This is a genomic window from Gemmatimonas sp. (assembly GCF_021298855.1).
In the GTDB taxonomy this organism is placed as follows: domain Bacteria; phylum Gemmatimonadota; class Gemmatimonadetes; order Gemmatimonadales; family Gemmatimonadaceae; genus Gemmatimonas.
Genome location: NZ_JAJTHI010000005.1, coordinates 1 through 26,395 on the forward strand (window position 1 = coordinate 1; position 26,395 = coordinate 26,395).

Sequence of the window (26,395 nt, forward strand, 5' to 3'; positions counted from 1 at the left end):
AGCACCTGGTTAAACACTCGGGAAAACCACAATCGCGAACAACAACCTCGCGCTCGCTGCCTAACCTTCGGGTTACGTAGCAGTGCTCACGCGGCAGCCCGCCCGGGGCGGCACGTGAGTATCGCAAATCTGGGCTAGCCTGTCGGTGCGTCTTCCGGCGGCAGGCAAAACTCTAGAAGACTTGTCCCGAGGTGGGCTTTCCATTGGCCAGCCAAGGGAGACCTCAATCAATGGAATACGCACGTAGAAGCTGGGGTCGATCTAGTCTCGGACAGGGGTTCGATTCCCCTCACCTCCACTACGACAAAGGGCTCGCCTCATGGCGAGCCCTTTGTTGTTGTGCCCGGCCTGGCGGCCTGGGGTGCCAATCAGTCGTGCAGCGCCGCGTGGGCGGCGGCGAGGCGGGCCACAGGAACCCGAAATGGTGAGCACGACACGTAGTCGAGGCCGACAGTGTGGCAGAACGCCACGCTGCGCGGCTCTCCGCCGTGCTCGCCGCAGATCCCCACCTTGAGTGAGGGCTTCGTCTCGCGACCGTCACGTACGGCCCACTTCACCAGCTTGCCGACTCCCTTGGCGTCGAGCACCTGAAACGGATCGTCGGGGAAGATGCCTCCCTCCACATACTGCGGGAGGAAACGTCCAGCGTCATCACGGCTGAGCCCGAATGTGGTCTGGGTGAGGTCGTTGGTGCCGAACGAGAAGAAGTCGGCCTCGGCAGCGATCTCGTCGGCGGTGAGCGCCGCGCGAGGGAGCTCGATCATGGTGCCGACGAGATACGGGACACGCTCTCCCATGACTCCCATGACCTGGTCGGCGGCGCGCTCGATGATCGCCCGCTGATGCCGGAACTCGGTCACATCCGACACGAGTGGTACCATGATCTCCGGCAGGACCTCGATGCCGCGTCGGCAGGCACGAACGGCTGCTTCGAAAATGGCGCGCGCCTGCATCTCCGTGATCTCGGGGTACACAATACCCAGGCGACACCCGCGGTGGCCCAGCATGGGATTGGTTTCGCGCAGCGCCGACACGATGCGCGACAGCTCCGGGCGCGAGAGATTCAGGGAGGCCGCCAGCAGTGAGGATTCCTCGCCGCCGTGCGGCAGGAACTCGTGCAACGGCGGATCGAGCAGCCGAATGGTCACCGGATGGCCATCCATCGCCTCGAAGATTCCCTCGAAATCGGTGCGCTGCATGGGCAACAGCTTCTCGAGTGCGCGACGGCGCCCGCCTTCATCACGGGCAACGATCATCTCGCGCATCGCGGTGATTCGATCGCCCTCGAAGAACATGTGCTCGGTGCGGCACAGCCCGATGCCTTCGGCGCCGAAGTTCCGCGCCACGCGCGCATCGCGCGGCGTGTCCGCGTTCGCGCGCACCTTGAGCCGGCGATGGGTGTCGGCCCACCCCATCAACGTGGCGAAGCCGCGATACGTGGGGGCCTCACTCGCCGGCTGCAGGCCGTTGATGACGCGCATGACTTCGCTCGGTTGGGTGGGCAGGTCCCCGAGAAAGACACGCCCGGTACCGCCGTCGAGCGTCAGCCAGTCCCCCTCGGTAACGACCACCTCCCCCACGCGCATGCTGCGCTGGTCGCTCAGGATGTCCATGGCCGTGCAGCCCACGATGGCGCACTTGCCCATGCCACGGGCCACGACGGCCGCATGGCTCGTCATGCCGCCGCGCGCCGTGAGCACCGCGCGCGCCGCCACGATCCCGTGGAAGTCCTCCGGGGTGGTTTCCTCGCGGACGAGAATGACCTGTTCTCCCTGGTGATGGCGCCGTTCGGCCACATCGGGATCGAAGACCGCCACTCCACTGGCCGCGCCGGGGCTGGCCGGCAGTCCCACGGCAATGGGCGTTGCCTGCGACGTACTGGCAATGACGCGGTGGAGCAGCTGGTCCAACTGGTTGGGCTGCAACCGCAGCACGGCCTCCCGTTCGGAGATGAGGCCTTCCTCGACCATGTCCAGCGCAATGCGCAGCGCGGCCGCCGTGGTGCGCTTGCCGGTTCGCGTCTGCAGCAGATAGAGCGTGCCGCGCTCCACCGTGAACTCGATGTCCTGCATGTCGCGGAAGTGCCGCTCGAGACGCCCCTGTGTCTCGAGCAGGGCCTCGTAGGCTCCCGGCAACTGCGTCGCCATTTCGTCGATGTGCAGCGGGGTGCGAATGCCGGCCACGACATCCTCGCCCTGCGCGTTCACCAGGAACTCGCCATAGAAACGGCGTTCGCCGGTACTCGGATCGCGCGTGAAGGCCACACCGGTCCCCGAATCGCTTCCCCTGTTGCCGAACACCATGGACACGATATTGACCCCCGTGCCGAGGGTATGGGGAATGCCGTTCACCTTGCGGTAGTCCACTGCCTTCTTGAGCGTCCACGACTTCCACACGGCCTCGATGGCGCCCCAGAGCTGTACTTGCGGATCGGAGGGGAAATCGGCACCAGTGGCGGCTCGTACGAGTTGCTGATACTCCGTGACGAGCGTGCGGAGCGCCTCCGCGCTCAGCTCCGCATCGGAGCTGACGCCGGTCGTGAGACGCTTCGTCGCGAGCAGTTGCTCGAAGCGATGGATGTTCACCCCCAGCACGACGTCGGCGTACATCTGCACGAAGCGGCGGTACGAGTCGAACGCGAAGCGCGCATTGCCGCTGGCCGCGGCGAGCCCCTCGACCGTCTCGTCGTTGAGCCCGAGGTTGAGGATCGTTTCCATCATCCCCGGCATGCTGACCGCGGCTCCTGAGCGAACGGAAACGAGCAGCGGATTGGCGGGATCGCCGAACCGCTTCCCGCTCACGGTCTCGAGGCGGACGAGCGCGGCTTCCACTTCACTGCGCAGGGTGTCACTGATGCCGCCATGCTCGAGATACGCGACGCACTGGTCGGCGGCAATCGTGAAGCCGGGCGGGACGGGCACCCCGAGATTCGTCATCTCAGCCAGATTGGCGCCCTTTCCGCCAAGCAACGACTTCATCTCCCGCGTGCCGTCAGCCGTGCCGTTACCGAAGAAATAGACCGACCGCGTCACGAGAGAGGCTCCTGCTGTGGATGGATGGGTGAGGATCAGGCGATGCCGACCGGCACACCGGCGGCACTACCGGCGCGGAGCAACTCCGGCTCCGACGGCGTGGCCGTTGGATAGCGGCCGGAGAAACAGGCATGGCAGTAGCCGTCCGGACCGCTCGGCATGGCCGAGAGCATGCCCGCGATGGACAGGTACCCCAGCGTATCCACGCCCAGATGCCGGACGAGTTCCTCGTGGCTCATTTGTGCCGCGATGAGCTCTTCCCGGCGCGGGGTGTCAATGCCGTAGTAGCACGGGCTGATGATGGGCGCACTCGATACGCGCATGTGCACTTCCCGGGCACCCGCCGCCCGCACGAGGGAAACCAGGCCCCGCGTGGTCGTGCCGCGCACGATCGAGTCATCCACCATGACCACGCGCTTCCCCTCGATGATCTCGCGCACCGGGTTGTACTTCACCTTCACCTTGGCATCACGCCCCGACTGCGTGGGCTGAATGAAGGTGCGTCCCACGTAGTGATTGCGAATGAGCGCCAGTTCGTAGGGGATGCCCGATGCCTCGGCGAATCCCAGCGCTGCCGAGTTGGATGAATCGGGTACCGCAAACACGACGTCCGCGTCGGGAGCGGGGCATTCGCGCGCGAGTTGGCGCCCCAGCGCACGTCGCGAGCGATCCACCGACCCGCCGAAGATCTTGCTGTCGGGACGGGCGAAGTACACGTGTTCGAACACGCACCGATTGAGCGGCGCCGCCGGCAACGCCGTGAGCGACCGCAGCCCGTGCCGATCCACCGCCACGATTTCCCCTGGCGCGATCTCGCGCTCGACCACGGCGCCCACGATGTCCAGCGCACAGGTCTCCGACGCGAACACCAGGCTGTCGGCGAGGCGCCCCATGACGAGCGGTCGCCAACCGTGGGGATCGCGAGCCACCACCACCGTTTCATCCAGGATCACGAGCAGGCAGTACGCGCCTTCCACTCCTTGCAGGGCCTCGGCCACGCGCGCCTCCGGCGATTCGCCGGAGGCGCGGGCAATGCGATGCACGATCACTTCCGAGTCCATCGTGCTCGAGAAGATGGCCCCCTCATCCTCGAGGGCCCGCCGCAGCTCCACGGCGTTGGTGAGGTTGCCATTGTGCGCGAGGGCAATGTGCCCCCGGCGCACTCGCGCCAGTACCGGCTGCGCGTTCTCGATGGCCGATGAGCCAGCCGTGCTGTAGCGCGTATGCCCGATGGCGATCGGCCCCTGCAACGCCAGCATCTCATCGTCACCGAATCCTTCGGACACGAGGCCCATCGCGCGACTCACGCGCGCCCGACCGTTGTCATCGACCGCCACGATGCCGGCCGACTCCTGGCCGCGATGCTGCAATGAGTAGAGGCCCAGCTGCGTCAGGGCCGCTGCATCCTTGTGGCCGTAGACGCCGAAAATGCCGCACATGGGATACTCCCTCAGTCGTTGGTAGGAGCGTGCGACGCGGCCACCACATGCTCGGCCGGCGTGTCGCCGTCCATTGCCTGGGGGATGGCCTCGTGGAACGCCTGGGCGAGCCAGTTGATCGGCGCCGTGAAGGTATCGTCGGAAATGGTGAAGCTCGCGCCGGTATCGGCCTCGGTCACGCGCCCGATCACCCGCGCCGGCACCCCGCACCGCTGTGCGATCTGCCGCACGGCCGCGCTGTCTGCGGTGGAAACGACCACCCGGCCGTGCGCCTCGCCGAACAGCAGGGCGCGATGGGGGAGCGTGGCCCACGGAGACAGGTCTACCGCGAACCCGAACACGCGGTCGCGATCCATCATGGCACATTCCGCCAGGGCCACGGCGAGTCCGCCGTCGCTGCAATCGTGCGCCGAGCGCACGACTCCCGCGGCGATGGCCTCGAGGAGTGCGTCGATGAGGGCACGCTCAGTGACCGGGTTGCACGCGGGCGGCTCGCCGATCGTGAGACCGTGGATGCTGAGCAGGTATTCACTCGCCCCCAATTCGTCCGTGCATTCTCCCAGCAGCACGATGTCGTCGCCCACGCGCTGAAACGCCGACGGGGTGATGTGGGCAAGGGACTCCACCAGGCCAACCATGCCGATCGTGGGGGTCGGATGAATGGCACCTTGCGGATTCTCGTTGTAGAGCGAGACGTTGCCGCCCGTGACCGGCGTCTCCAGCACGGTGCAGGCCTCTCCCATCCCGGCGATCGCTTCGCTGAGCTGGAAGTACACCTCGGGCTTCTTCGGATTGCCGAAGTTGAGGTTGTTCGTGATGGCCTTGGGGCGCGCACCGCTGCACGCCACGTTGCGCGCGGCCTCGCACACCGCCGCGCGCCCGCCGTTGCGTGGGGACAGCGCCACATGGCGACCATTGCCATCGATACACAGCGCAATCGCCTTGTCCGTGCCGCGCAGACGCACGACCGCCGCATCACTCCCGGGTCCGCGCACCGTGCTGGTGCGCACCGTCGAGTCGTATTGCTGCCACACCCACCGCTTGCTGGCAATCGTGGGCGACGCGAGCAGGCGTTCAAGCGTCCACGAATGGTCGCGTTCCTCGGCGAGGGGCTTCACGTCATGCGGGTCCCGCGCCCGCGCCGCCCGCAGCGCTGCGCTTTCCCTTGGCTCCAGCACGTACTGCGGGCACTCGGTCACGAGCCGCGAGCCGGGAAACTCCGCGACGATCGTCTCCCCCTCGGTCACCCGGTAGACCGGTTCCGCAATCACCTCGCCAATCACCGCCGCTTCGAGATCCCACTTCGCGAGAATCTGGCGGACGTTGTCCTCATGGCCCTGTCGGGCCACCACGAGCATGCGCTCCTGGGATTCGGAGAGCAGGATCTCGTAGGGCGTCATCCCCTGTTCGCGCACGGGAACCTTGGTCACGTCGATCGTGACCCCTACGTCCCCCCGCTCCGCCATCTCCGCCGACGAGGAGGTGAGCCCGGCCGCCCCCATGTCCTGAATGGCCACGATGTGCCCGCTGCGAATCAGCTCGAGCGACGCCTCGAGGAGCAGCTTCTCGGTGAACGGGTCGCCCACCTGCACCATGGGGCGCTTCGCCTCGCTGGACTCGGAGAGATCCTCCGAGGCGAATGAGGCACCATGAATGCCGTCGCGACCGGTGCGCGCCCCCACCGCCATGATGGGATTGCCGACCCCACTGGCGACGGCGCGGATGAGTTCGTCCTCCCGCATGAGCCCCACGCACATGGCATTCACCAGCGGGTTGCCTTCGTAGGACGGGTCGAACACGACTTCGCCACCCACGGTGGGAACGCCCACGCAGTTGCCGTAGTCGCCAATCCCCTTCACCACGCCGGCAAAGAGCCATCGCACGCGCGAGGAGGTCAGCGGGCCGAAGCGCAGCGAGTTCAGCAGGGCGATGGGGCGGGCGCCCATGGTGAAGACGTCACGCAGAATGCCGCCCACCCCCGTCGCGGCTCCCTGGTACGGCTCCACCGCCGACGGGTGATTGTGGGACTCGATCTTGAACGCCACGGCCCAGCCGTCGCCGACGGAAATGACGCCGGCGTTCTCCCCGGGCCCCTGCAGCACCCAGGGCGCCTTGGTAGGCAGCGTCCTGAGCATCGGGCGCGAGTGCTTGTACGAGCAGTGCTCGCTCCACAGGGCACTGACGACCCCCAGCTCGGTAAACGTGGGCGTGCGGCCGAGCATGTGCACCAGACGCTCGTACTCGAACTCGGTAATGCCATGTTCGGCAACCAGCGCCGGCGTGATGGTCGGGTCACCGGGACGCGACTGCACACGCGCGGCGGTCGATGGCGTGGGTGCACTCATGCGGCAACGCCTCCCAGCAGTGATTCAACGATCGACGTGAAGAGCGGCAGACCGTCCGTCGAGCCCAGCGCCGTCTCCATGGCCCGCTCCGGGTGCGGCATCATCCCCAACACGTTCCCGGCTTCGCTGACGATGCCCGCGATGTTGCGCAGCGATCCGTTCGGATTGGCCTCGCCGGTGGGCTCACCGTTGGCGTCGACATAGCGGAATACCACATGCCCCTCACCCTCGAGTCGGGCGAGCACGTCACCGTCGGCCGTGTATCGACCATCACCATGTGCCACCGGAATGCGGATCTGCTGGCCCAGGTGATACTGCGAGGTGAAGCGCGTGGCGATGCTTTCCACCCGGAGCGTGACCGGCGCACTCACGAAGCGCAACGTGTCGTTGCGCAGGAGCGCGCCAGGCAGCAGCCCCGCTTCGCAGGCAATCTGGAAACCATTGCAGATGCCCAGCACGAGGCCGCCGCGGTTGGCGTGCTGCACGACCTCCTTCATGATCGGGCTGAAGCGCGCGATCGCGCCGGCGCGCAGGTAATCGCCATAACTGAAACCGCCGGGGAGAATCACCAGATCCACCCCCTGGAGGTCATGGTCCTTGTGCCACAGGTAGACGGCGTCCTGGCCGAGGATGTCCGCGACGGCGTGGAACGCATCCTCGTCGCAATTGGAGCCCGGAAAGCGCACGATGCCGGCTTTCACGCGCGCTCCACGCTGGCGATGTCGTAGTCTTCGGTCACGGGATTGGCGAGCAGCTTCTCGCACATGGCCTTCACCGCCGCGCGCGCGTCCGTTTCCGACTCGGCGGTGGTGTCCACCACGACGTACCGCCCCACACGCACATCACTCACGTTGGTGAATGCGAGTGAGTGCAGCGCGTCGGAGACGGCCTTGCCCTGAGGATCGAGAATGCCGCGACGGGGCACGATGTGGACGGCGCAACGGAAACGGGTCATGCGGGCTTGTCCTCGCGACCGGTGTCGGGACCGGTTGGATTGCGTTGGGAACGACGACGCCGGCGACGGCGACGGGGAGGGGCGGTCTCCGGATCTTCCTCATCCTCTTCGTTCTCACCGGACGGATCACGCCCCGGCAGACGGTCGAGAAGACCGAGGAACACCGTGCGGCCGATCCCGTACAGCACGTACGCCATGCCGGCCGGGAAGAAGAACTGCTTCGGCAGGAAGATCACGCCGATGAGCGTACCGACGACGAGCAGGAAGCCGAGGATTCCCTGGAGCGAGCGGAAGTTGACGACCGGAAACTTGGCGTACTGCACGTTGCTGATCATCAGCATGCCGAGGCCCAGCATCAGGAATCGGAGCATCTGATGCCAGGGGAGGTCGGCAACGACCGTCTCGGTGTAGAGCGAGGTCTGGCTGAACCAGTAGTACGTGGCCAGAATACCGCCGGCCGCCGGGCTCGGCAGCCCCTGGAAGTGCGTCGTCTTGCGACCGGCCTGCATCACGTTGAAGCGGGCCAGACGCATTACCGCGCAGGCGGTGAAGAAGAAACAGAAGATCCACTCCCACCGGGTACTCTGGAACACCGCGAAGTACATGATCAGTGCGGGCGCGGTGCCGAACGAAATGGCATCCACCAGCGAATCGAGCTCTTCGCCGAACCGCGAGCCGGACTTGGTGGCGCGCGCAATGCGGCCGTCGAGCGTATCGGCGACGGCCCCGAACACGATGAAACGCGCCGCGGCATCGAAGTCGCCGCGTGAGGCGGCCACGATGCCGAAGATGCCGAAGAACAGGTTGGCGAGTGTGAAGCCGTTGGGCAGCGCGATGACCGCCGCCTCCCGGGGCCGCATGCGTCGGCGCTCCGTACCGTCGGGGGCGTTCATCGGCGTCTCCAGGCGAGCACCAGGGTTACCAGCGTCATGACGTAGCCCAGCAACCACCAGGTCCACGAACGACCGCGCAGGGCGAGTCCGAACAGTACGAGCAGGGCAACAGCTGTCGCTGCGGTAATGCCGCCGATCTCGACCGAGGGGGCGTTCACCGGGCGACCGGAAGCCCCAGGCGGGCCAGGTCGAGCGGGGAACCCGTCAATCGTCGAAAGGCGTCGCGATACCGCAAACTGGTGGCTTCCACGATCTCCGGGGGCAGGACCGGAGCGGGCGCCTCACCGTCCCAGCGTCCGGCCTTCCGCTCCACCTCCAGCCAGTCGCGCAGCGGCTGTTTGTCGAAGCTCGGTTGCCCGCGGCCTGGGGCGTAGCTGTCGGCAGGCCAGAACCGGGAGCTGTCGGGGGTGAGGACCTCGTCGATGAGCAGCAAGGTGCCGTCGCGCCAGCCGAACTCGAACTTGGTGTCGGCCACGATGATCCCGCGTGGCTCGGCAACGGCCCGTCCGAATTCGTAGATCGTGCGCGCCAGCCGCTCGAGCGTCGCCGCCGTCTCCCCCCCGACCCGGTCCACGACCGTGCCGATGGTGATGTTTTCGTCGTGGCCGGTTTCGGCCTTGGTAGCGGGACTGAATATGGGCGGGTCGAGACGGTCGCTTTCACGCAAACCCGTGGGCAGCGCCTCGCCGGCGAGGGTGCCGAGCGCCTGGTATTCCTTCCATGCCGAGCCGGTGAGGTAGCCTCGCACCACGCATTCGATGGGCACCACCTCGGCTTTCCACGTGAGCATGGCACGACCGGCTAACGCGTCGCGATAGGGCGCGAGTGCGGGAACGGCCGCGAGGATGGCGTCGGTGTCGGCCGTGATGAGATGGTGCGCGATGCCCGACGGCAGCTGGCCGAGCCACCACGCGGTGAGCTGCGTGAGTACGGCGCCCTTGTAGGGAATCGCCTCCGACATCACCACGTCGAAGGCGCTGATGCGATCGGTCGTGACCAGCAGGAGGCGATCGACATCGACGGCGTATACGTCACGCACTTTGCCACGCCGCACCAGCGGCAGCGGCAGATCGGTCTGCAGCAGCGCCACGGCGCTCATACGCGCACCTCGTCCTGTTCCACACTGGCCCGCTCGCGCGAGAGCCACGGGGCGACGTGCTCCTCGAGGAACTCCTCCACCTGCTGCGGCGCGCGCCCGACGAAACGCGCGGGCTCGGCTACGGCCTGCAGATCCTCCAGCGGCACACCGAACGCCGGATCAGCGGCGAGCCGCTCCAGCATGTCGTTCCTCGCGGCGCCATCCTTGACCGCCCGCGCCGCCGCAATGCTGTGACCACGAATGATCTCGTGCGCCTCCTGGCGGTCGCCGCCCGCGCGCACGAAACGGACGATCAGTTCCTCCGTGGCCATGAATGGCAGCTCGTCATCGACGCGCCGCCGGATGCGCGCCGGATGCACTTCGAGTCCCCGCACCACATTCTGCAGCAGCACCAGGATGGCATCGGTCGCGAGAAACGACTCAGGAATGGTCAGACGGCGATTCGCCGAGTCATCGAGGGTGCGCTCGAAGTACTGCACGGCGTGGGTCTGGTTGGCATTCGGCTCGAGCGAGAGCACAAAACGGGCAAGCGCCGCGATGCGCTCCGACCGCATGGGATTGCGCTTGTATGCCATGGCCGAGGAGCCGATCTGATTCTTCTCGAACGGTTCCTCGATCTCCCCGAACGCCTGCAGCAGGCGAATGTCCCCGCTGAACTTGGAGGCGGTGGCCGCGATCCCGGCCACCACACCCAGCACCTGCGCATCGATCTTGCGCGAGTAGGTCTGTCCGCTCACCGGGATGCTGGTGGCGAAACCCATCTTCGCGCACACCATCCGGTCGAGTTCGCGCACCTTGGCATGGTCGCCGTCGAACAGCGACAGGAAGGACGCCTGGGTCCCGGTCGTGCCCTTGACGCCACGGAAGGGGAGGGAGCGGATGCGGAACTCGAGATCCTCGAGATCGAGCAGGATGTCCTGCATCCACAGCGTGGCCCGCTTGCCCACCGTGGTCAGCTGCGCCGGCTGCAGGTGGGTGTACCCGAGCGCCGGCACATCCTTCCACTCCTGCGCGAAGCCGCGCAGCGCGTCGAGAGCGTCGAGCAGCTTCGCCCGCAGCAGGCCGAGACCGCGCCGCATGAGAATGAGCTCGGCATTGTCCGTGACATAGCAGCTGGTCGCCCCGAGATGAATGAACTTGCGCGCCTCGGGCGCCACGTCGCCGAAGGCGTGCACATGCGCCATGACGTCGTGACGGAACGTCCGCTCGTATTCGGCCACCGCGTCGAAATCGATGTCGTCGAGGTGCGCGCGCATCCCGGTGAGCGCCTCATCGGGAATGGCAATGCCGAGCGATTGCTGCGCTTCCGCCAAGGCCAGCCACAGGCGACGCCACAGGCCATAGCGCTCCTGCGGCCCCCAGAGCGTGAGCATGGCACGGGACGCATAGCGGTCGGCGAGCGGAGATTGATACGACGATCTATCGGAAGCGGTCACGGAATCGAGGGTGAGGTGCGTCAGGTCAGCGGAGGTAGAATGAGGTCTGGAAGTACTGACGATTGCGCTCGAACACGACGAACACCGGCCCGCGGGCGCCGTATCGATCGAAGGCACTGGAGGCAGCCTCGGCGGAGTTGATGCGCGTTTGCCCCACCTGCGCGATCACATCCCCTTCCTGCAACCCGATTTCGTCGCGGATGCGATCGGAAATGCGGTACACCAGCGCCCCGGCGGCGGCAGCGATGCCGCGCTCCTGACGGATGGCATCGGTAAGGGTGATGAGTTGCAGTTCCCGCAGGACCGTGACCTTCTGGGCGGTCACCTCGGGCGCGTCGGCTACCCGCACGGTGAGGCGCACGTCGCGGCCGCCGCGGCGCACGGTAATGGGCAGCGCTTCCCCCACCCGCAGGTCGAGCAGCCGCGCCTCCCAATCGAAGGGATTGCGCACAGGGCGCGTTCCCGCGCCCACCACCTGATCGCCCACCCGCACCCCTGCCTTTTCCGCCGGCGAGCCGGGAACGACACGTGCCACCACTGCGCCGGCCTTGGCCACATCGCGTGCGCTGCTCGCCTGTGGCGTTTGCAGCCGGATCCCCACCCATGGCTGCCGGACCGTGCCATGCTCCAGCAGGTCCTCGACGATGCGCTTCGTGCGATCGATGGGGATGGCGAACCCCAAACCCACTGAACCGCCGCTCGGTGAGTAGATCGAACTGTTGACGCCGATCACGTCCCCCGACGCGTTCACGAGTGGGCCCCCGGAGTTGCCGGGGTTGATGGCGGCGTCCGTCTGGATCATATCGATGTACGCGCCACCGCCCTCGCCACGCCCGGCGAGATTGCGGCCCACAGCGCTCACCACGCCAACCGACACACTCGGTTCATTGTTGCCCAGCACGAACCCGAACGGATTGCCGATGGCGATCGTCCACTCGCCCACAATGAGATCCGAGGACCGTCCGAGTGGCGCTACCGGCAGGTTTTGCGCCTTGATCCGCACCACCGCAAGATCATTCGACTCGTCGGCGCCCACCACCGTGGCTTCGTAGGTAGTCCCGTCGCGCATTGCCACCGAGACGCGGGATGCGCCCGCAATCACGTGGGCATTGGTCACGATCACGCCATCGGCACGCACCACGAAGCCCGAGCCGATACCCGCGTTGCGCCGTTCCCCTGAACGCCCCCCCATGAAGTACTCGAAGAAGTCCACGGGCACACGTTCCACCGTTTCCGTCTGCACCGTCACGACGGCAGGGGCCACACGCTCAACTGCCGTGGTGATGGCGGTGCGACGCGAGGCGGCCACGGAGGTCGCCGGAACAGGGCTGGCCGGCAGGGGGGGGGGCCGGCGGCAACGTGCGCGACTGCGCCTCTGAGCGGGAGGGATTGGCTCCCTCGCACCCAACGAGTACCAGGGAGAGCAGGGCGATGAGCGTAGGACGCGGTGTCATGGACGCATTACGGCGTGCACTGGGCGGAGAGCGCGCTCACCCGTTGGGGGCATAGCAGGAGACGGGGTAGACCACCTCGCGCAGCGACAGCCCATGGGCCGGCGCTGGCGGCGATGTCTCGGTGTTGTCGGATGCCACGAGCAGCCGCGCGATGGTGCCACGCGGCCGGCGTCCCTGTGCCACATCGATCATCGTCCCCACGAGAAAACGCACCATGTGATGGAGAAACCGGTTCGCGGCGACCTCGAAGACCCAGCCGCCGTCGCGAGGCACCCACGCCGCGTGCTGAATGACGCAGCGATGGTGATCGTCGATCGGCGCCGTGCGAGCCACGGCAAACGCCCGAAACGTGTGTTCTCCCAGCAGGTGACTGGCTTCCGCGTGAAGCGCCTCCGCCGCCAGCGGGCGGGGAACCGCCCACTCGTACCGGCGCCGGAAGGGCGACCGGGCAGCGTCATCCGTCCCCACAAGATAACCATATCGGCGCTTGATTGCGCTGCGCCGCGGATGAAAATCCGCAACCATCTCGTGGGCCGACGCCACCCAGATGTCCGGCGGCAGCATGGCATTGATTGCACGCTGGAGCCGTTCCGGGCTCCAGCGCGCAGGAACCCGCACGCCGACCCCCTGGCCGTGTGCGTGAACGCCAGCATCGGTCCGCCCGGCGCCGACCGCGGGAACGGCGGTACCGCAGAGCCGGGCCAGCACGGCTTCCATCTCGCCCTGAACGGTTCGGGCGACGGGCTGGCGCTGCCAGCCGGCGAAGCGCCCTCCGTCATATTGCGTTACCAGGAGGATCGGTCGCAGGTCCATTGGCCGTGGAAGCTAGGCACCTCGGGCGTCTGCTTCAACTCGCCTGGGTCACGCCCGTGCGGTGGCCGGACGCGGACGGCTCGGCCATTGCGCGACCGCGCTGAATGACGTTTTGTGCTCGTCACCTCTTTCACCATGCCTCCACGCACTCTCGCCTCCCTTGCGCACGCCCTGTCGGCGGCCCCCGATCTCGATCAGGCCCTGATCGCCTTGGGGGAGTCGCTTGCCGAACTCGACCGGGGCGCGACGCTGGCGCTGATTCTGTATGACGCGCGCCGCGACATGCTGCGCGACCGGCTCACCCCGGTCGGTGCGCAGGTGGTCCGGAGCAGCATGGAAACCACCTTCGACCATCTGCCCGAGCCCGTGCGCACCCGCGTGCTGGCTGGCGGGCCGTTCATCGATGTGACCGACCGGTCGGCCGATTACGCCCGCCTGTGCGGTTTTGCCACGATGCTCGAAGGCGGAATTCTCGCCGTGCGCGGCATGCGCATGGACGGCATGCTCGGCGCGATGCTCGCGCTGTACGAGCCCCGCAAGATTTTCGGCACGCGCACCACGGAACGCCTCGCCCCCGCCATGGCACTCTTCGACCTGGCCTACGCCCGCCTGGCGGAGCGGGAGGCGCGCGAAGAGGCCGTGCGAACGCTCGAGGACGTGACCCAGCGGGTACACGGGGAGTACGTCCGCAAGCTGGGCGCGCTCGAAGCGGAGCTGCGCGAGGTCCGCAACACGCCGCGCGAAGTCCCCGCCCTCGATCCGGCGGAGATGATCGCCGTGCAGGCGGAAGCGGCGCGCGCCGTGGAGGAAGCGCGCCGTGCCGCCAGACGTGCCGAGCTGTCGGATCAGCAACTCGCCACCGCCGTGTCGCAGCTCGAGCAGGCGCACCTCGAACTGCACCGGCGCAGCGAGGCGCTCCGCCAGCGGACGCGGACGCTGTACCTCGTCGATCGCGCCCTGACGCTGGACGCCGAAACCACGGACGCCCGGACGCTGGTCGACGCGCTGCTGGCACTCGTCGGCGACGATATGCAGGCGCAGCGCTGCTCGCTCATGCTGCGGTCGCCGGACCCCGAATATCTGTACCTCGCGGCGGCACGCGGCATCGCGCCGTCGGTGTCCGAGGGCATGCGGATCCGTATTGGCGAGGGGGTGGCAGGACGCGTCGCCGCGGCGCGCGAGCCGCTGCTGGTGCAGGACGTGCGCGAGGCGGCGCAACACCCACTGCTGCGAGACCAGTACTTCACGACGGGCAGCTTCATCTGCTTTCCGTTGCTGTATCATGGGGAACTGGTCGGTGTGCTCAACCTCACCAACCGCGCCCAGCGCGGGATCTATACCGAGGAGGATGTCGAGCGCGTGCGCCTGCTCAGCCTGGTCATCTCCCTCATCACCTCGCGCCACGGCCTCACGGAGCGCCTGCTGGACACCCTGCATGTCAGCTGACGCCCTGCTCGGGGCGATCCGTCGTCTGGCCCAGCATGCGTCGCTCGACGCGGAGGCGCTGCGCGCGGCCTTCGGCGTCATCATGCGCGGCGAAGGGACCTCTGCCCAGGTCGCCGCCTTGCTCATGGCGCTCCGCGTGAAGGGAGAAACGGCCGAGGAAGTGGCCGGGGTCGTGCAGGCATTGCGTGACGCCATGCTGGTGCTGCCGGTGGCCCAGCCGGACGAACTGGTGGACACCTGCGGAACCGGCGGTGGCGCGCTCACCACGTTCAACATTTCCACGGCGGCGGCGCTGGTGGCCGCGGGCATGGGGGTGCGGGTGGCGAAACACGGCAATCGGTCGTTCACGTCGCGCAGTGGCAGCGCCGATGTGCTCGAGGCGCTTGGGGTGGCGGTGGACATCTCGCCGGCCGCCATGGCCGACACCCTGCAGAATGCGGGGATCGTGTTCATGTTCGCGCCGCTCATGCATCCGGCGTTGCGCCATGTGGGGCCGGTGCGGCGGGAGCTGGCCGTGCCCACGGTCATGAACATGGTGGGCCCGCTGGCCAATCCGGCCCGCGCCGGGCGGCAGGTGGTGGGCGTAGCGGAACGCGCGCGCCTCCCGCTCCTGGCAGACGCGCTGTGCGCTCTGGGCTCGGTCAGGGCCCTCGTGGTGCATGGAGAGCCGGGCCTCGATGAAATCTCCCCGCTCGGCGTGACGTCGGTACAGGAGGTTGCCGGCGGCCGCGTGCAGTCGTGGGAGATCGATCCCGCGGCTCACGGGGTACGCGCGGTAGACGCGTCGGAGCTCGGCGGCGGCGAGCCCGCCGACAACGCGCGTGTGATCGAACAGGTGTTGCAGGGGGGAGGAACGCCAGGGGCGCACGCTGCCGTGCTGCTGAATGCCGCGGCTGCGCTCTACGTGAGCCGTGAGGGCCTCGCTTACGCGGACGCCGTGGCCCAGACACGCGACGCTCTGCGCTCAGGCGCAGGTTTCACGGCCCTGATGCGGCTGCGCGCCGCCTCGCACGCCGCCGCCGCCCGATCGCGTTACGCCGCGTCCTAGCCCCCTCGGTGCCGAGGCTCAGTAGCGCCGCAGCACGCCCACCACAATGCCCTGAATGCGCACGTCGTCCTCGTGGACAAAGAGCGGCTGCATGGTTTCGTTTGCTGGCTGCAGACGAATGCGCCCGTCACGCTCACGATAATACCGCTTGACCGTGGCGCCCGACCCGTCGAGCAGGGCAATGACCATCTCCCCGTTGTCCGCGGCCTGCTTGTCGTTGATGACCACGTAGTCGCCGTCGCGGATGTGCTCCTCGATCATGGAGTCGCCCTTCACGCGCAGCACGTAATGGCTCCCGTTCTTGCGCAGGAACCCGTCGGGCACCGCCATGGTTTCGCCGGTGTGCATCGCTTCGAGCGGTGCGCCGGCAGCCACGGTGCCCAGCAGCGGGAGTTCGACCGCACGCTGGTAGATCTCCGAGGGCAGAATTTCGATCGCGCGGCTTTCGTTGTACGACCGCTTGATGTATCCCTTGCGCTCGAGATTCGTGAGGTGCTCATGCACCGTAGCCAGCGAGTTATAGTTGAAGCGCGAGGCGATTTCCTCAAAGCTCGGCGCGTACCCGTTGACTTCGTTGTACTCTGACAGGAACGACAGAATCTCCCGCTGTCGCTTGGTGAGCGGCATGGTACCTCCATGGATTGAGGGGACGGCTCGCGCCCCGAAAACAGGCCGAATCCAACCACCCGGCACGCTAACCGAAGACGCCCCGAAGTGCAAGCATTTTTTTCGTCCGCGCCCTGGAGCTTCCCCGGCGGCACGCTCGGCGCGCTGACCCGCGAGGCGCATGAGCGGGCGGGCGCCGTCGCTGCCACCCTGAACGAGCTGCGGGCGCGCGCCACCGATCTCCCTCCCGCTATTCCCTTCGCCGCATCATTGCGCGGCCCGTGCCTGCGGGTCATTGCGGAGGTGAAGCGGGCCTCCCCATCCAAGGGGGCCATTGCCCCTGGCCTCGACGCCAGGGTGCAGGCCGCCGCCTATGTGGCCGGCGGCGCCGCCGCGATCTCGGTGCTCACGGAGCCGACGCGGTTCGGCGGTGACCTCGCGGATCTCCGCGCCGTGAGCCACGCGGTGCCGGTGCCGGTCATCCGGAAGGATTTTCTCGTGCATCCGGTGCAGCTGTGGGAGGCACGCGCCGCAGGCGCGTCGGCGGCGCTGCTCATCGTACGGTCGCTCTCCCCAGACGCGTTGCCGCGCCTCATGGACGCCGCCGCCGCCGCGGGGCTCGCGACGCTGGTCGAGGTACGCACCCTCGGGGAGCTCGATCGTGCCCTGGCCGCCGGAGCCTCGGTGATCGGGGTGAACAACCGCGATCTGGAAACACTCGTCATTGACCCCGCAACGGCCCCCACGCTGGTTCCATGCATCCCAGCCGAGTGCATCGCGGTGGCGGAGAGCGGCCTGCGCACCCCGGGCGATCTGGCGCCGGCCGCCGCCGCAGGGGCGGATGCCGTGCTCGTGGGCAGCGCGATCTCGGCAGCGGCCGACCCGGCGGCCGAGGTGCGCGCCCTCGCCGGCGTGGCCCGCGCCCACAGCGCCCGTGATGCCGAAGTGGCGCGCCGTCAGCTGGGATCGACCGGTTACTGAACCATGCCCGACGTCAAGATTTGCGGGCTGACCAGAGTGGAAGACGCACGCCATGCGGCGCGCTCCGGCGCGTCGTTCCTCGGGGTCATCCTTGCCGGGGGGCCGCGGCACCTCACCCTCCCCGAGGCGCGTCAGGTCCTGGGCGCGCCGCGTCACGGCGTGCGACGCGTGGCCGTCGTCGGTGATCAGTCCGCCGAGGATGTGATCGCCCTCGCCAGCGCGCTCGCCGTTGACGTGGTGCAGATGCACGGGCGGCGGCCCCCCGCTGAGGCCGTGCAGATAGGCCGTACCGCCGGCTGCGAGGTGTGGCCGGTGCTGCGGATCACGGGGGCGACTCTCCCGGAGGATGCCATCATGTGGGGGGCGGTGAGTGGCACTCTGGTACTCGACGCCTTCGTCGCCGGACAGCTCGGTGGCACCGGCGTGGCACTTGACTGGTCCGGGATGGTCGAGTCAGTGGCAGCGCTTCGGAAGGAACTGCCAGCGCTCCGGCTGGTACTCGCCGGTGGACTCCGGCCGGAAAACGTGGCTGACGCGGTGCGTTTGCTTTCCCCGCAGGTCGTGGACGTATCTTCCGGCGTGGAGAGTGCGCCCGGTGTGAAGGATCCGGTGCGCGTGCAACAGTTCGTGCGGGCGGCGCATCGCGCCGCGGAGATGTCGCGATGACGATGGTCGGCAGTGCAGGGATCCCCCCGACGGACCGGTTCGGACCGTTCGGCGGTCGGTACGTTCCCGAAACGCTCATACCCGCACTCGATGCTCTGGAAGCGGCCTTTGCGGCGGTGCAGCACGATACCGCGTTTCAGGCCGAACTCGACGGCCTGTTGCGCGAGTACGTGGGGCGTCCGACGGCCCTCACCTTCGCGCCGCGCCTCAGCGCGCGCGTGGGCGCGCCGATATGGCTGAAGCGCGAGGATCTCAACCATACTGGCGCCCACAAGATCAACAACACCGTGGGGCAGGCGCTCCTCGCGCGCCGTATGGGGAAGCAGCGCATCATTGCCGAAACCGGCGCCGGACAGCACGGGGTGGCCACGGCCACCATCTGCGCCCGCTTCGGACTGGAATGCGTGGTGTACATGGGCGAAGAAGACATGCAGCGGCAGGCGCTCAACGTATTCCGCATGCGCCTGATGGGGGCCACGGTCGTTCCGGTCACGTCGGGCACCCGCACCCTCAAGGATGCCACAACCGAGGCCATTCGGGACTGGGTGACCAATGTCACCGACAGTCACTATATCATCGGGTCGGTGGTCGGGCCGGCGCCGTATCCACGCATGGTGCGGGAGTTCCAGTCCGTCATCGGCACCGAGGCGCGCGCCCAGATGCTGGCGAAGACCGGCCGCTTGCCACGTACCGTGGTCGCCTGTGTGGGTGGGGGCTCCAATGCCATGGGTATCTTCGCCGGCTTCGTGCGCGACGAGGGGGTGGAGCTGGTGGGGGTGGAAGCCGCCGGTGCCGGCCTCGATACCGACCGCCACAGTGCGTCCATCACCAAGGGGACGCCGGGGGTCCTGCACGGCTCGCTCTCGTATCTTCTGCAGGATGCCGCCGGTCAGGTCCACCCGGCGCACTCCATTTCTGCCGGCCTCGATTATCCCGGGGTGGGACCGGAGCATGCGTGGCTGCACGACAGCGGGCGGGCCGAGTACGTGGCGGTCACGGATACGGACGCGTTGCGAGGGGTGGCCCTGCTGAGTCGTCTGGAAGGGATCATTCCGGCTCTCGAGACGGCGCACGCGGTGGCGTGGCTCGAACGTGAGGCCGGACGGTGGTCGGAGCAGGACCCGGTACTGTTGTGCGTAAGCGGCCGGGGCGACAAGGACGTGGGAACCATCAGCCAGCACACCCTTCCCGAGGTATGACCGTTTCGGTACCGGACGCGGGCTTTTCGCCGGAAGTCGTATCGGCCGTTGAGGACGCACTGCGTGCGTTCGCGAAGGCGCTTCGTGCCGTCCAGTTGTATCTGCCCAACAACCCCACGCGCGCCCAGAGCGTCGAACAGGCGCGACAGGCCTTCGCGCGCGTCTGGACGTACCTGACGCCCCTCGACCTGCAGGTGCGGGAAGCGTCGTTCACGCTCGACGACCGGGTGGTGTACCAGGACGTGGAGCGCGCCGGCGAGTCGCTGCCGTGGCTGTTGTACCGCGACGGACTGCGCTCGCTGAGTTTCCTTCCCGGTTTCGAGACCCAGGACCTGGAGATCCTCCTCGCCCTGCTGCATCGGGCACGCACGGCATCCACCGACGACGACGACCTGGTCACCATGTTGTGGGTGGCCGACGTCGCCCATCTCACGTACCGGTACGTCGAGAACAGCGGCGCCAGCGATTTCGTGATGGCGTCGGGCGACCGGCCCGGCGTGGCCACGCAGGCCGCCGGCGAATTGCCGCTGGCGGTGCCGCCCGCGGAAACACAGCCCCCCGGTGACGGACCGCCGGGGTTGGTACGGCCGGAGGATTTCGAGTCCACGCTGTACTTCCTCGATCCGCGCGAGGCGGCGTACCTGCAGGATGAACTGAAGCGCGAGTATACCGAAGACCAGCGGCGCCTCGTCCTCGCCAGCCTTCTCGACATCATCGAGCTGCAGGCCGACGTCGGGGCACAACGGGAGGCGTTGGCGATTCTCGATCAGCTGGTGCTCGAGTTTCTCACGCTCGGAGAGTACGACCTCGTGGCCTACACCCTGCGTGAAGCGGGGGCCACCGCCGCGCGTACCGGCGTCCACGGCGATGTGCAGAATGGACTGCGCGAGTTGCCGGCGCGACTGAGTGAACCACAGGTGGTCGCCCAACTGCTGCACACCCTCGACGAGAGTGCGCGGACCCCGGTGGCGTCGCTGCTCGAGGGGCTGTTCGCCGAGCTGCGCCCGGCGGCACTCGAACCGCTGGTCGCCTGGCTCGGTGCCGCCAGCGCGTCTCCAGCGCGCGCGGCCATCGAACGCGCGTCACTGCGACTCGCGGGCGCAAACACCGGGGAGCTGGCCAAGCTGCTCGAGCACCCACAGGAACCGGTGGTGCGTGGCGCACTTCGCCTTGTGGCGCAGCTCGCGACGCCGGCTGCCGTCCCGGGGCTGGCCCGTATCCTGCGCGGGGCGGACAGCAAACTGCGCGCCGAAGCGGTGGCGGCGCTGGCGGACATCGGCTCCCCATCGGCGCTGCAGGCGCTGGAGCGCGCCATGGACGACGCCGATCGCGACGTGCGGGTGGCGGCGTTTCGTGGCATTGGTGCCCGCAAGCACGGCGGCGCGCTGCCGCGACTGCTTGACGCCATCCGTCGCAAGGAGCTCCGGAGCGCCGACCTCGGGGAGAAGATGGTGCTCTTCGAGGCGTTCGGCAGCCTGTGTGGTGAGCAGGGGGTCGCGGTACTCGATGGCATCCTGAACGCCCGCGGGTTGCTCGGCGCCAAGGAGACCCCCGAAATGCGTGCCTGCGCGGCCCGCGCGCTGGGACTCGTGGGCAGTCGGACCGCGATCGCCGCCCTGCAGAAGTCGGCAGACACCAAGGATGTCGTGGTGCGCAGCGCGGTCGCCCGCGCCATGCGAGGCGGGGCATGACCGCGCCGCACTCCACCACCCGCGCCGACCGTGGCACGACGGACGGCGGCAACCAGAAGACCATCCGGGCGCTCATCGTGGCAATGAACAGCGCCGTCCGCGCCGTGCGCCTCTACCCGGTGGAGAACACCGCGGTGCAGAAGGCCATCGCGGAACTGGGGGCGTGTGCCGATCGGGTGCGGGAGAGTGAGGGGCACTGCACGGTGCGGCGGGTGGGCGACTACCTCTTCGTCAACGACACGCGCTTGCGCCTCACCTTCGACAACTATGCGGCGGTCGCGGCATTGTTGGGGTTGTTCCGCGAGGCCGGCATTGGCGGCGTCGGCACCTCCGAGGCGCCGCCACCGCGCTCGTGGGTAGTCCTGCTGTCGTTCCTGCAGGCGCCCCCGCTCGAGTATCCGGAGGAAGAGCGTCTCACGCACTTCACGGCCCGGCTGGAGACGGCGCAGGTCCATGACTTCGAGCTCCTCCCGGCGGTTGACGACCAGGACGAACTCGATCACGACCTCGACGCCAAGGAACGGGCGCGCCAGACCTATGTCCGCTCGCTCGATGTCACGCGCGAGGTGCTCACGTCGGCGCGGCTGGGGAAGAGCCCGGGCCTCAAGCGCGTGAAACGCGCCGTGCAGGGCATTGTGGACGCCATCCTCACCGATGGCTCGTCGATGATCGGCCTCACGACGCTCCGTGACTTCGACGAGTACACGTTCGTGCACAGCGTCAACGTGTGCATTCTGTCGGTGGCGCTCGGCCGCCGCCTTGCTCTCAGCAAGACGCAATTGCTCGATCTGGGATTGGCGGCGTTGCTGCACGACATCGGCAAGTCCCGCGTGCCGCGCGAGCTGCTCAACAAGCGCGGACACCTCGCGGAAGACGAGCAGGTCGTCCTGTGGACCCACACCTGGAACGGGGTGCTGGCGCTGTTCGCGCTGCCGAATGGCGGCGTCCGCCCGTGGCGCGCGATGACGGCGGCGTACGAGCATCACATGAAGACCGACCTGTCCGGCTACCCCAAGGTCTCGCGGCAGCGGAAGTTGTCGTTGTTCAGCAAGATCATCGCCGTCACCGACGGTTTCGATGCGGCCACCACCACGCGCGTGTATCAGGATGCTCCCTGGAGCCCCGCCGATGTCCTTCGCGGCATGCGGGACAATCCTCGGCTCGGTCTCGATCCTGTTGTCGTCAAGGCCTTCATCAATCTCACGGGCATCTATCCCGTAGGCACGGTGGTGGTCCTCGACACCTTCGAACTGGCGATCGTGCTGGCTGCCAACCCCGATCCGTCGGCGCTGTCGCGGCCGATCATTCGCCTGCTCATGGACGACCGCGGCAATCTGCTGGACGATCCGAACCCGGTAGACCTTACGGTGCGCACGGCGACCGGTCAGTTTGCACGCACGATCATTCGCACCGAAGACCCGCAACGCTATGGCATCAACATCGGTGACTATTTCGCCTGAAGCAGTGGCTCCTGCCACCTCGCGCCTCACGGCGCGCTTCGCCGCCCTCCGGGCGGAGGGACGCAAGGCGCTCGTCTGCTATGTCACCGCTGGACATCCCAACCCGGAACGCTGCATCGCGCTCATGCGCGGGCTGGCGGCCGCCGGGGCGGACGTCATCGAGGTGGGAGTCCCGTTCTCCGATCCGCTCGCCGACGGTCCGGTGATTCAGCGCAGTTCACAGGTCGCGTTGGAGCACGGTATGACCCTGTTGCGCACACTCGACCTCGTGCGTGAGGCGGCGGTGTCGGTGCCAATCGTCCTGTTCAGTTATCTCAATCCCGTGATCGCCGCTGGCGCCGACGCGTTGCAACGGGCGCGTGATGCCGGCGTGGACGGGGTGCTGGTGACCGACCTCCCCGTAGGCGCCGACCCGGTGCGCGAGCCGTGGTTGGGGGCAAGCGGCCTCGATTTCGTGCGGTTGGTGGCGCCGACCACGCCGTTGCCGCGCATGGAGGAAATCAGCCGACACGGTGGGGGTTTCGTGTACCTCATCAGCCGACTGGGGGTCACCGGCGAACGTGCCGCGCTCCCCGACGATCTGCCGGCCACGGTGGCGCGGCTGCGAGCGGCCACATCGCTGCCGCTCTGCATCGGCTTCGGCATTTCCACGCCGGAGCAGGCGCGCGTGGCGGCGCAGCTTGGCGACGGGGTGGTAGTCGGGAGTGCCATCGTCCGCGCGGCCGGAACCAGCGTGGACGACGCCTGTGCGCTCGTGGCGGCCATGCGTGCGGCGCTCGACGCGCCCTGAGCGACAGCGGGCGCATGGCCGGACTTCCGACGTGGGCCGTGGTGGGCGACAAGCGTCGCGCCCACATCGCACGCGTGGTGGCACTGCTCGATTCCTGGGCGGAGCGCATGGCCCTGCCGCCCGAGCGTCGCGCTGCCTGGTGTGATGCGGGCTGGTGGCATGATGCCCTGCGGGACGCCGACGAACTGACGTTGCGCGACATGACCGGCGACCGCGTGAGTCCGGTGGGGTTGCTGCACGGACCTGCCGCGGCCCTCCGGCTGGAAGCACTCGGCGAACAGCGTGGCGATGTGCTGGAGGCGATCCGGTGGCACACGGTGGGGCACGACGGGTGGGCCGACACCGGCCGTGCGCTCTACATGGCGGACTTCCTCGAACCCGGTCGCACGTTCATGCAGAGCGATCGCGCCTTTCTCGCGTCGCTCGTGCCGGTCGCATTCGATCGCGTCTTCCGGCAGGTGGTGCGACTGCGCCTCGAATGGGCCATTCGGGAAGGGAAGGGGCTCTCGCCCGACACGGTGGCCCTCTGGAACGGCGTGCGATGACGCACCGCCCCGGCACATGACCGTCGGCATTCCCGCCCCGCCGTCCCCTACGACGCCCACGGCCAGAGGCGGACGCCTGCTGATCGCCGCGGGGCTGGTCCTGCTGGTCGCCGCGGGCGCCGGGGTGGCGTGGTGGCAGGCACGCACGGCCGAGTCGACCGCGTCTGGCACCTACGCGACAATGGCCGCGGCCGCCCTAACCGACTCTTCCGCGCGGGCCCCCGAGGGGACGCGGATCCGCGTCCGCGTCCTCAATGTGGGCGGGGTACCGGGGCTCGCGCGGCGCGCGACCAATCACCTGCGCGAGTATGGGTTCGATGTGGTCGATTTCGGGTCTGGACGCAGCGATGGCGACACGCGCACCCGCATCAGCAACCACACCAGCCATGCCGACTGGCCGATCCGGGTGCAGCGGGCGCTGGGCGTCGGCGTCATCGGCACCGACCCCGATACGTCACGCTACGTGGACCTCACCGTCTATCTCGGGCGCGACTGGCGCCCGCCGACCGAGACGCTCCGTCCGTAGCTGCCCGCAGGCGGCGGCAATGTCGAGCCCGCGGCTGCGGCGCACGGCGGTTTCCACGCCGCGCGTGCGCAGGGCCTTGGCAAACGCCGTGATCACCGCTGCCGGCGTCGGGGTGAACCCCATCGAACCGCCCGGATGGAGTGGAATGAGGTTGACGAAGGCACGACACTCGCGCGCCAGCTGCGCCAGTTGCGCCGCGTGCTCGGGCTGATCATTCACGCCGCCCAGCATGACGTATTCAAACGTCACGCGGCGGTCGAAGGCGCGGGCGGCAGCGATGACGTCGGCCAAGGGATACTTGGTGTTGACCGGCATGAGCGTCTTGCGCAGGGCGTCGCTCGGTGCATGAATGGAAATGGCGAGGCGGAACTGCTCGGGCCGTTCACTCAGCGCCACGATCCCGGGGAGCACGCCCACGGTGGAGATCGTGATGTGGCGCGCGCCGATACCGAGCGCGCGTGGATCGTTCAGCAACGTGAGCGTGGGGCCGACCGACTTCCAATTCATGAGCGGCTCGCCCATGCCCATGAAGACGATGTTCGTGGGGATGATGGGAGGCGTGAGCATGCGCAGCGCGCGCACCTGCCCGGCGATTTCCGAGGGCTGGAGATTGCGCTGAAACCCCATGGCCCCCGTGGCACAGAATGCGCACTGCAGCGCACACCCCGCCTGCGAGGAAATGCAGAACGTCATCCGGTCGCCGTCGGGAATGGCGACCGTCTCGATGAACTGGCCGTCGTGCAGGCGGAACAGAAACTTCTCGGTGCCATCAGCGGAACGCTGGCGCGCGGCCAGTTCCAGCGACGTCACGCGGAACGACTGCGCAAGCGCCTCCCGCAACGCCTTCGGCAACTCCGACATGGCCTCGAACGAGCCGACGGGGCGTTGCCAGAGGCGACCGAACACCTGACCCGCCCGATAGCCCGGCTCGCCACGCTCGGCCATCCACGCCTGCAGCAGCGCGAGGGCCGCCTCGGGTTCATAGTCGAGCAGATCGGGACGGGAGGGGGTGGCGGAGTCGGTCACTTGATGAGCGAGCTGAGCGTGAACTGATACACGGCCCCGAGGCCGGCAATGCCTTCTTCACGCGCCACGCCCACGGCGTAGCGCGCGTAGTAGAGCGCTAGTCCGGTGCGCAGCCGCTGATCGGAGACCGTGCCCGCAGCGCTGCGTACATAGGCCGCGCGCGCTTCAACCCGTTCGAAGCGCCCCGCGATGAACAGGCCGCGCTCGCGAGCACCCCGATTCACGGCGGTCGTGCTGTACCCGAGCCGCGTTTCGCGCATCGGTGACCGACCGAAGAGACGGAAGTCACCGGCAGCGATGACCGTTGGACGGTCCTCGATCTCCCGTCCCGGTCGCCAGAGAAAGCTCGAGAGCGCCACCCGCGCATTCCGCCAGGGCAGATCGTGCAGGACGGCCCCGAAATCCGCCGCCACGGCGTGCCGCGACAGCTGATCTGCTCGGCCATTCCGCCACCGCATGGCCACTCCCGCGGTCAGGTGCGGCACCAGTTCGCGGGTCGCGGTGAGACTGAAGAGGGTGCTGGTGTACGGGATGCTGCCGATGGATTGCGGGTCGGAGTCGGTGCGCACGAGTCCCCCGACGGCGGCTCGCCCGAGCGACAGACCAAGGGTGGTGCCGCTGGCCCGCCGCCAACCCACGGAGAGCAGTTGCCCATCGACGCCCTGCGCATTGCCGGTGGTGAGGGAGGCCACGCCGAGGCGAAATCGCTCTCCGGCGGGCACGGAGGCGGTGGCGGGGTTCCACAGTCCCGCGCCCGGCTCGGAAGCCAACGCCGGCGGCTCGAAGATGGCCCCCAGCGGGAACTCCCAGAGATCGCGCGCGGGTACCGGCTGCGCACGGAGCCCAGTGGCCCAAATCGACGCGGCAAGCCCGCAAATGAGCATGCGGCGCATATGGGAGACTAAACGGCGCCGCGAGGCAAGGTCAAGCGAATCGGCGCAGAAA

The 26,395-nt window shown here is 68.0% G+C and carries 24 protein-coding genes and 1 other RNA gene; 11 read left to right on the plus strand and 14 right to left on the minus strand.

The features are described 5' to 3' along the window. Positions 1-301, plus strand: a transfer-messenger RNA (tmRNA) gene (gene ssrA, locus LW840_RS01305); the annotation flags it as partial. Between the two features lie 67 nt (positions 302-368). Here ssrA and ppdK read toward each other — a convergent pair. The 11 genes from ppdK to truA all read right to left on the minus strand — a co-directional run bounded on the left by ppdK (position 369) and on the right by truA (position 13,466). Next, entirely contained in the window at positions 369-3,032 is a 2,664-nt protein-coding gene (gene ppdK / locus LW840_RS01310; RefSeq protein ID WP_291266589.1) for a pyruvate, phosphate dikinase, read from the minus strand. Positions 3,033-3,067: 35 nt separating this feature from the next. After that, positions 3,068-4,471: an amidophosphoribosyltransferase gene (purF, locus tag LW840_RS01315; RefSeq protein ID WP_291260982.1), complete on the minus strand. Its 1,404-nt coding sequence runs from the start codon at positions 4,469-4,471 to the stop codon at positions 3,068-3,070. Between the two features lie 11 nt (positions 4,472-4,482). Continuing rightward, complete coding sequence (gene purL / locus LW840_RS01320; RefSeq protein ID WP_291266590.1) at positions 4,483-6,816, minus strand: phosphoribosylformylglycinamidine synthase subunit PurL; 2,334 nt, start codon at positions 6,814-6,816, stop codon at positions 4,483-4,485. Then, on the minus strand, positions 6,813-7,517 hold the full coding sequence (gene purQ / locus LW840_RS01325) for a phosphoribosylformylglycinamidine synthase subunit PurQ (protein ID WP_291276290.1): 705 nt from the start codon (positions 7,515-7,517) through the stop codon (positions 6,813-6,815). Before purQ ends, purL begins: the two co-directional genes overlap by 4 nt. Then, entirely contained in the window at positions 7,514-7,771 is a 258-nt protein-coding gene (gene purS, locus LW840_RS01330) for a phosphoribosylformylglycinamidine synthase subunit PurS (protein WP_291266591.1), read from the minus strand. Before purS ends, purQ begins: the two co-directional genes overlap by 4 nt. Continuing rightward, a complete protein-coding gene (pssA, locus tag LW840_RS01335; RefSeq protein WP_291266592.1) occupies positions 7,768-8,664 on the minus strand; it encodes a CDP-diacylglycerol--serine O-phosphatidyltransferase in 897 nt (298 codons plus the stop codon). Before pssA ends, purS begins: the two co-directional genes overlap by 4 nt. Continuing rightward, on the minus strand, positions 8,661-8,822 hold the full coding sequence (locus tag LW840_RS01340) for a hypothetical protein (RefSeq protein ID WP_291260977.1): 162 nt from the start codon (positions 8,820-8,822) through the stop codon (positions 8,661-8,663). Before LW840_RS01340 ends, pssA begins: the two co-directional genes overlap by 4 nt. Beyond that, entirely contained in the window at positions 8,819-9,763 is a 945-nt protein-coding gene (locus LW840_RS01345; RefSeq protein WP_291273091.1) for a phosphoribosylaminoimidazolesuccinocarboxamide synthase, read from the minus strand. The genes LW840_RS01340 and LW840_RS01345 overlap by 4 nt, the downstream gene beginning before the upstream one ends. Next, the gene (gene purB, locus LW840_RS01350; protein WP_291273090.1) at positions 9,760-11,199 is read right to left on the minus strand and encodes an adenylosuccinate lyase; all 1,440 of its coding nucleotides are present in this window, start codon (positions 11,197-11,199) and stop codon (positions 9,760-9,762) included. The genes LW840_RS01345 and purB overlap by 4 nt, the downstream gene beginning before the upstream one ends. A gap of 25 nt (positions 11,200-11,224) precedes the next feature. Then, positions 11,225-12,508 carry a trypsin-like peptidase domain-containing protein gene (locus LW840_RS01355; protein WP_291276291.1) on the minus strand — a complete coding sequence of 428 codons (1,284 nt, stop codon included), beginning with the start codon at positions 12,506-12,508 and terminating at the stop codon, positions 11,225-11,227. Between the two features lie 181 nt (positions 12,509-12,689). Further along, the gene (truA, locus tag LW840_RS01360) at positions 12,690-13,466 is read right to left on the minus strand and encodes a tRNA pseudouridine(38-40) synthase TruA (protein WP_291266594.1); all 777 of its coding nucleotides are present in this window, start codon (positions 13,464-13,466) and stop codon (positions 12,690-12,692) included. A gap of 135 nt (positions 13,467-13,601) precedes the next feature. Between truA and LW840_RS01365 the strand changes: the two genes are divergently transcribed. Both LW840_RS01365 and trpD read left to right on the plus strand, forming a co-directional pair. Next, entirely contained in the window at positions 13,602-14,912 is a 1,311-nt protein-coding gene (locus LW840_RS01365; protein ID WP_291266595.1) for a GAF domain-containing protein, read from the plus strand. Then, positions 14,902-15,960 (plus strand): anthranilate phosphoribosyltransferase, encoded by a 1,059-nt coding sequence (gene trpD / locus LW840_RS01370; protein WP_291266596.1) that lies wholly within the window; start codon positions 14,902-14,904, stop codon positions 15,958-15,960. Before LW840_RS01365 ends, trpD begins: the two co-directional genes overlap by 11 nt. An 18-nt stretch (positions 15,961-15,978) precedes the next feature. Here trpD and lexA read toward each other — a convergent pair whose 3' ends face one another. Then, on the minus strand, positions 15,979-16,587 hold the full coding sequence (gene lexA / locus LW840_RS01375) for a transcriptional repressor LexA (RefSeq protein WP_291260970.1): 609 nt from the start codon (positions 16,585-16,587) through the stop codon (positions 15,979-15,981). An 87-nt stretch (positions 16,588-16,674) separates the two neighbouring features. On the opposite strand from lexA, the gene LW840_RS01380 reads away from it, so the two are divergent. From LW840_RS01380 to LW840_RS01415, 8 genes are read left to right on the plus strand one after another with little or no spacing between them, the layout of a single operon-like run. Further along, complete coding sequence (locus LW840_RS01380; RefSeq protein ID WP_291276292.1) at positions 16,675-17,547, plus strand: indole-3-glycerol phosphate synthase TrpC; 873 nt, start codon at positions 16,675-16,677, stop codon at positions 17,545-17,547. Between the two features lie 3 nt (positions 17,548-17,550). Beyond that, complete coding sequence (locus LW840_RS01385) at positions 17,551-18,213, plus strand: phosphoribosylanthranilate isomerase (protein WP_291270174.1); 663 nt, start codon at positions 17,551-17,553, stop codon at positions 18,211-18,213. After that, positions 18,210-19,412: a tryptophan synthase subunit beta gene (gene trpB / locus LW840_RS01390; protein ID WP_291270175.1), complete on the plus strand. Its 1,203-nt coding sequence runs from the start codon at positions 18,210-18,212 to the stop codon at positions 19,410-19,412. The genes LW840_RS01385 and trpB overlap by 4 nt, the downstream gene beginning before the upstream one ends. After that, complete coding sequence (locus LW840_RS01395; protein ID WP_291273089.1) at positions 19,409-21,103, plus strand: HEAT repeat domain-containing protein; 1,695 nt, start codon at positions 19,409-19,411, stop codon at positions 21,101-21,103. Before trpB ends, LW840_RS01395 begins: the two co-directional genes overlap by 4 nt. Then, a complete protein-coding gene (locus LW840_RS01400) occupies positions 21,100-22,563 on the plus strand; it encodes an HD domain-containing phosphohydrolase (RefSeq protein WP_291266601.1) in 1,464 nt (487 codons plus the stop codon). The genes LW840_RS01395 and LW840_RS01400 overlap by 4 nt, the downstream gene beginning before the upstream one ends. A gap of 4 nt (positions 22,564-22,567) precedes the next feature. Continuing rightward, positions 22,568-23,353, plus strand: coding sequence for a tryptophan synthase subunit alpha (gene trpA / locus LW840_RS01405; RefSeq protein ID WP_291266602.1), 786 nt, complete (start codon positions 22,568-22,570; stop codon positions 23,351-23,353). Positions 23,354-23,367: 14 nt separating this feature from the next. Continuing rightward, positions 23,368-23,898, plus strand: coding sequence for a hypothetical protein (locus LW840_RS01410; RefSeq protein ID WP_291266603.1), 531 nt, complete (start codon positions 23,368-23,370; stop codon positions 23,896-23,898). 16 nt (positions 23,899-23,914) lie between these two features. Beyond that, the gene (locus tag LW840_RS01415) at positions 23,915-24,424 is read left to right on the plus strand and encodes a LytR C-terminal domain-containing protein (protein WP_291266604.1); all 510 of its coding nucleotides are present in this window, start codon (positions 23,915-23,917) and stop codon (positions 24,422-24,424) included. Here the strand turns inward: LW840_RS01415 and rlmN are convergent. Together rlmN and LW840_RS01425 are read right to left on the minus strand one after the other, a co-directional pair. Further along, positions 24,353-25,450 carry a 23S rRNA (adenine(2503)-C(2))-methyltransferase RlmN gene (gene rlmN / locus LW840_RS01420; protein WP_291266605.1) on the minus strand — a complete coding sequence of 366 codons (1,098 nt, stop codon included), beginning with the start codon at positions 25,448-25,450 and terminating at the stop codon, positions 24,353-24,355. The genes LW840_RS01415 and rlmN overlap by 72 nt on opposite strands. Next, positions 25,447-26,343 carry a hypothetical protein gene (locus LW840_RS01425; protein ID WP_291260960.1) on the minus strand — a complete coding sequence of 299 codons (897 nt, stop codon included), beginning with the start codon at positions 26,341-26,343 and terminating at the stop codon, positions 25,447-25,449. Before LW840_RS01425 ends, rlmN begins: the two co-directional genes overlap by 4 nt. Positions 26,344-26,395: the final 52 nt, after the last annotated feature.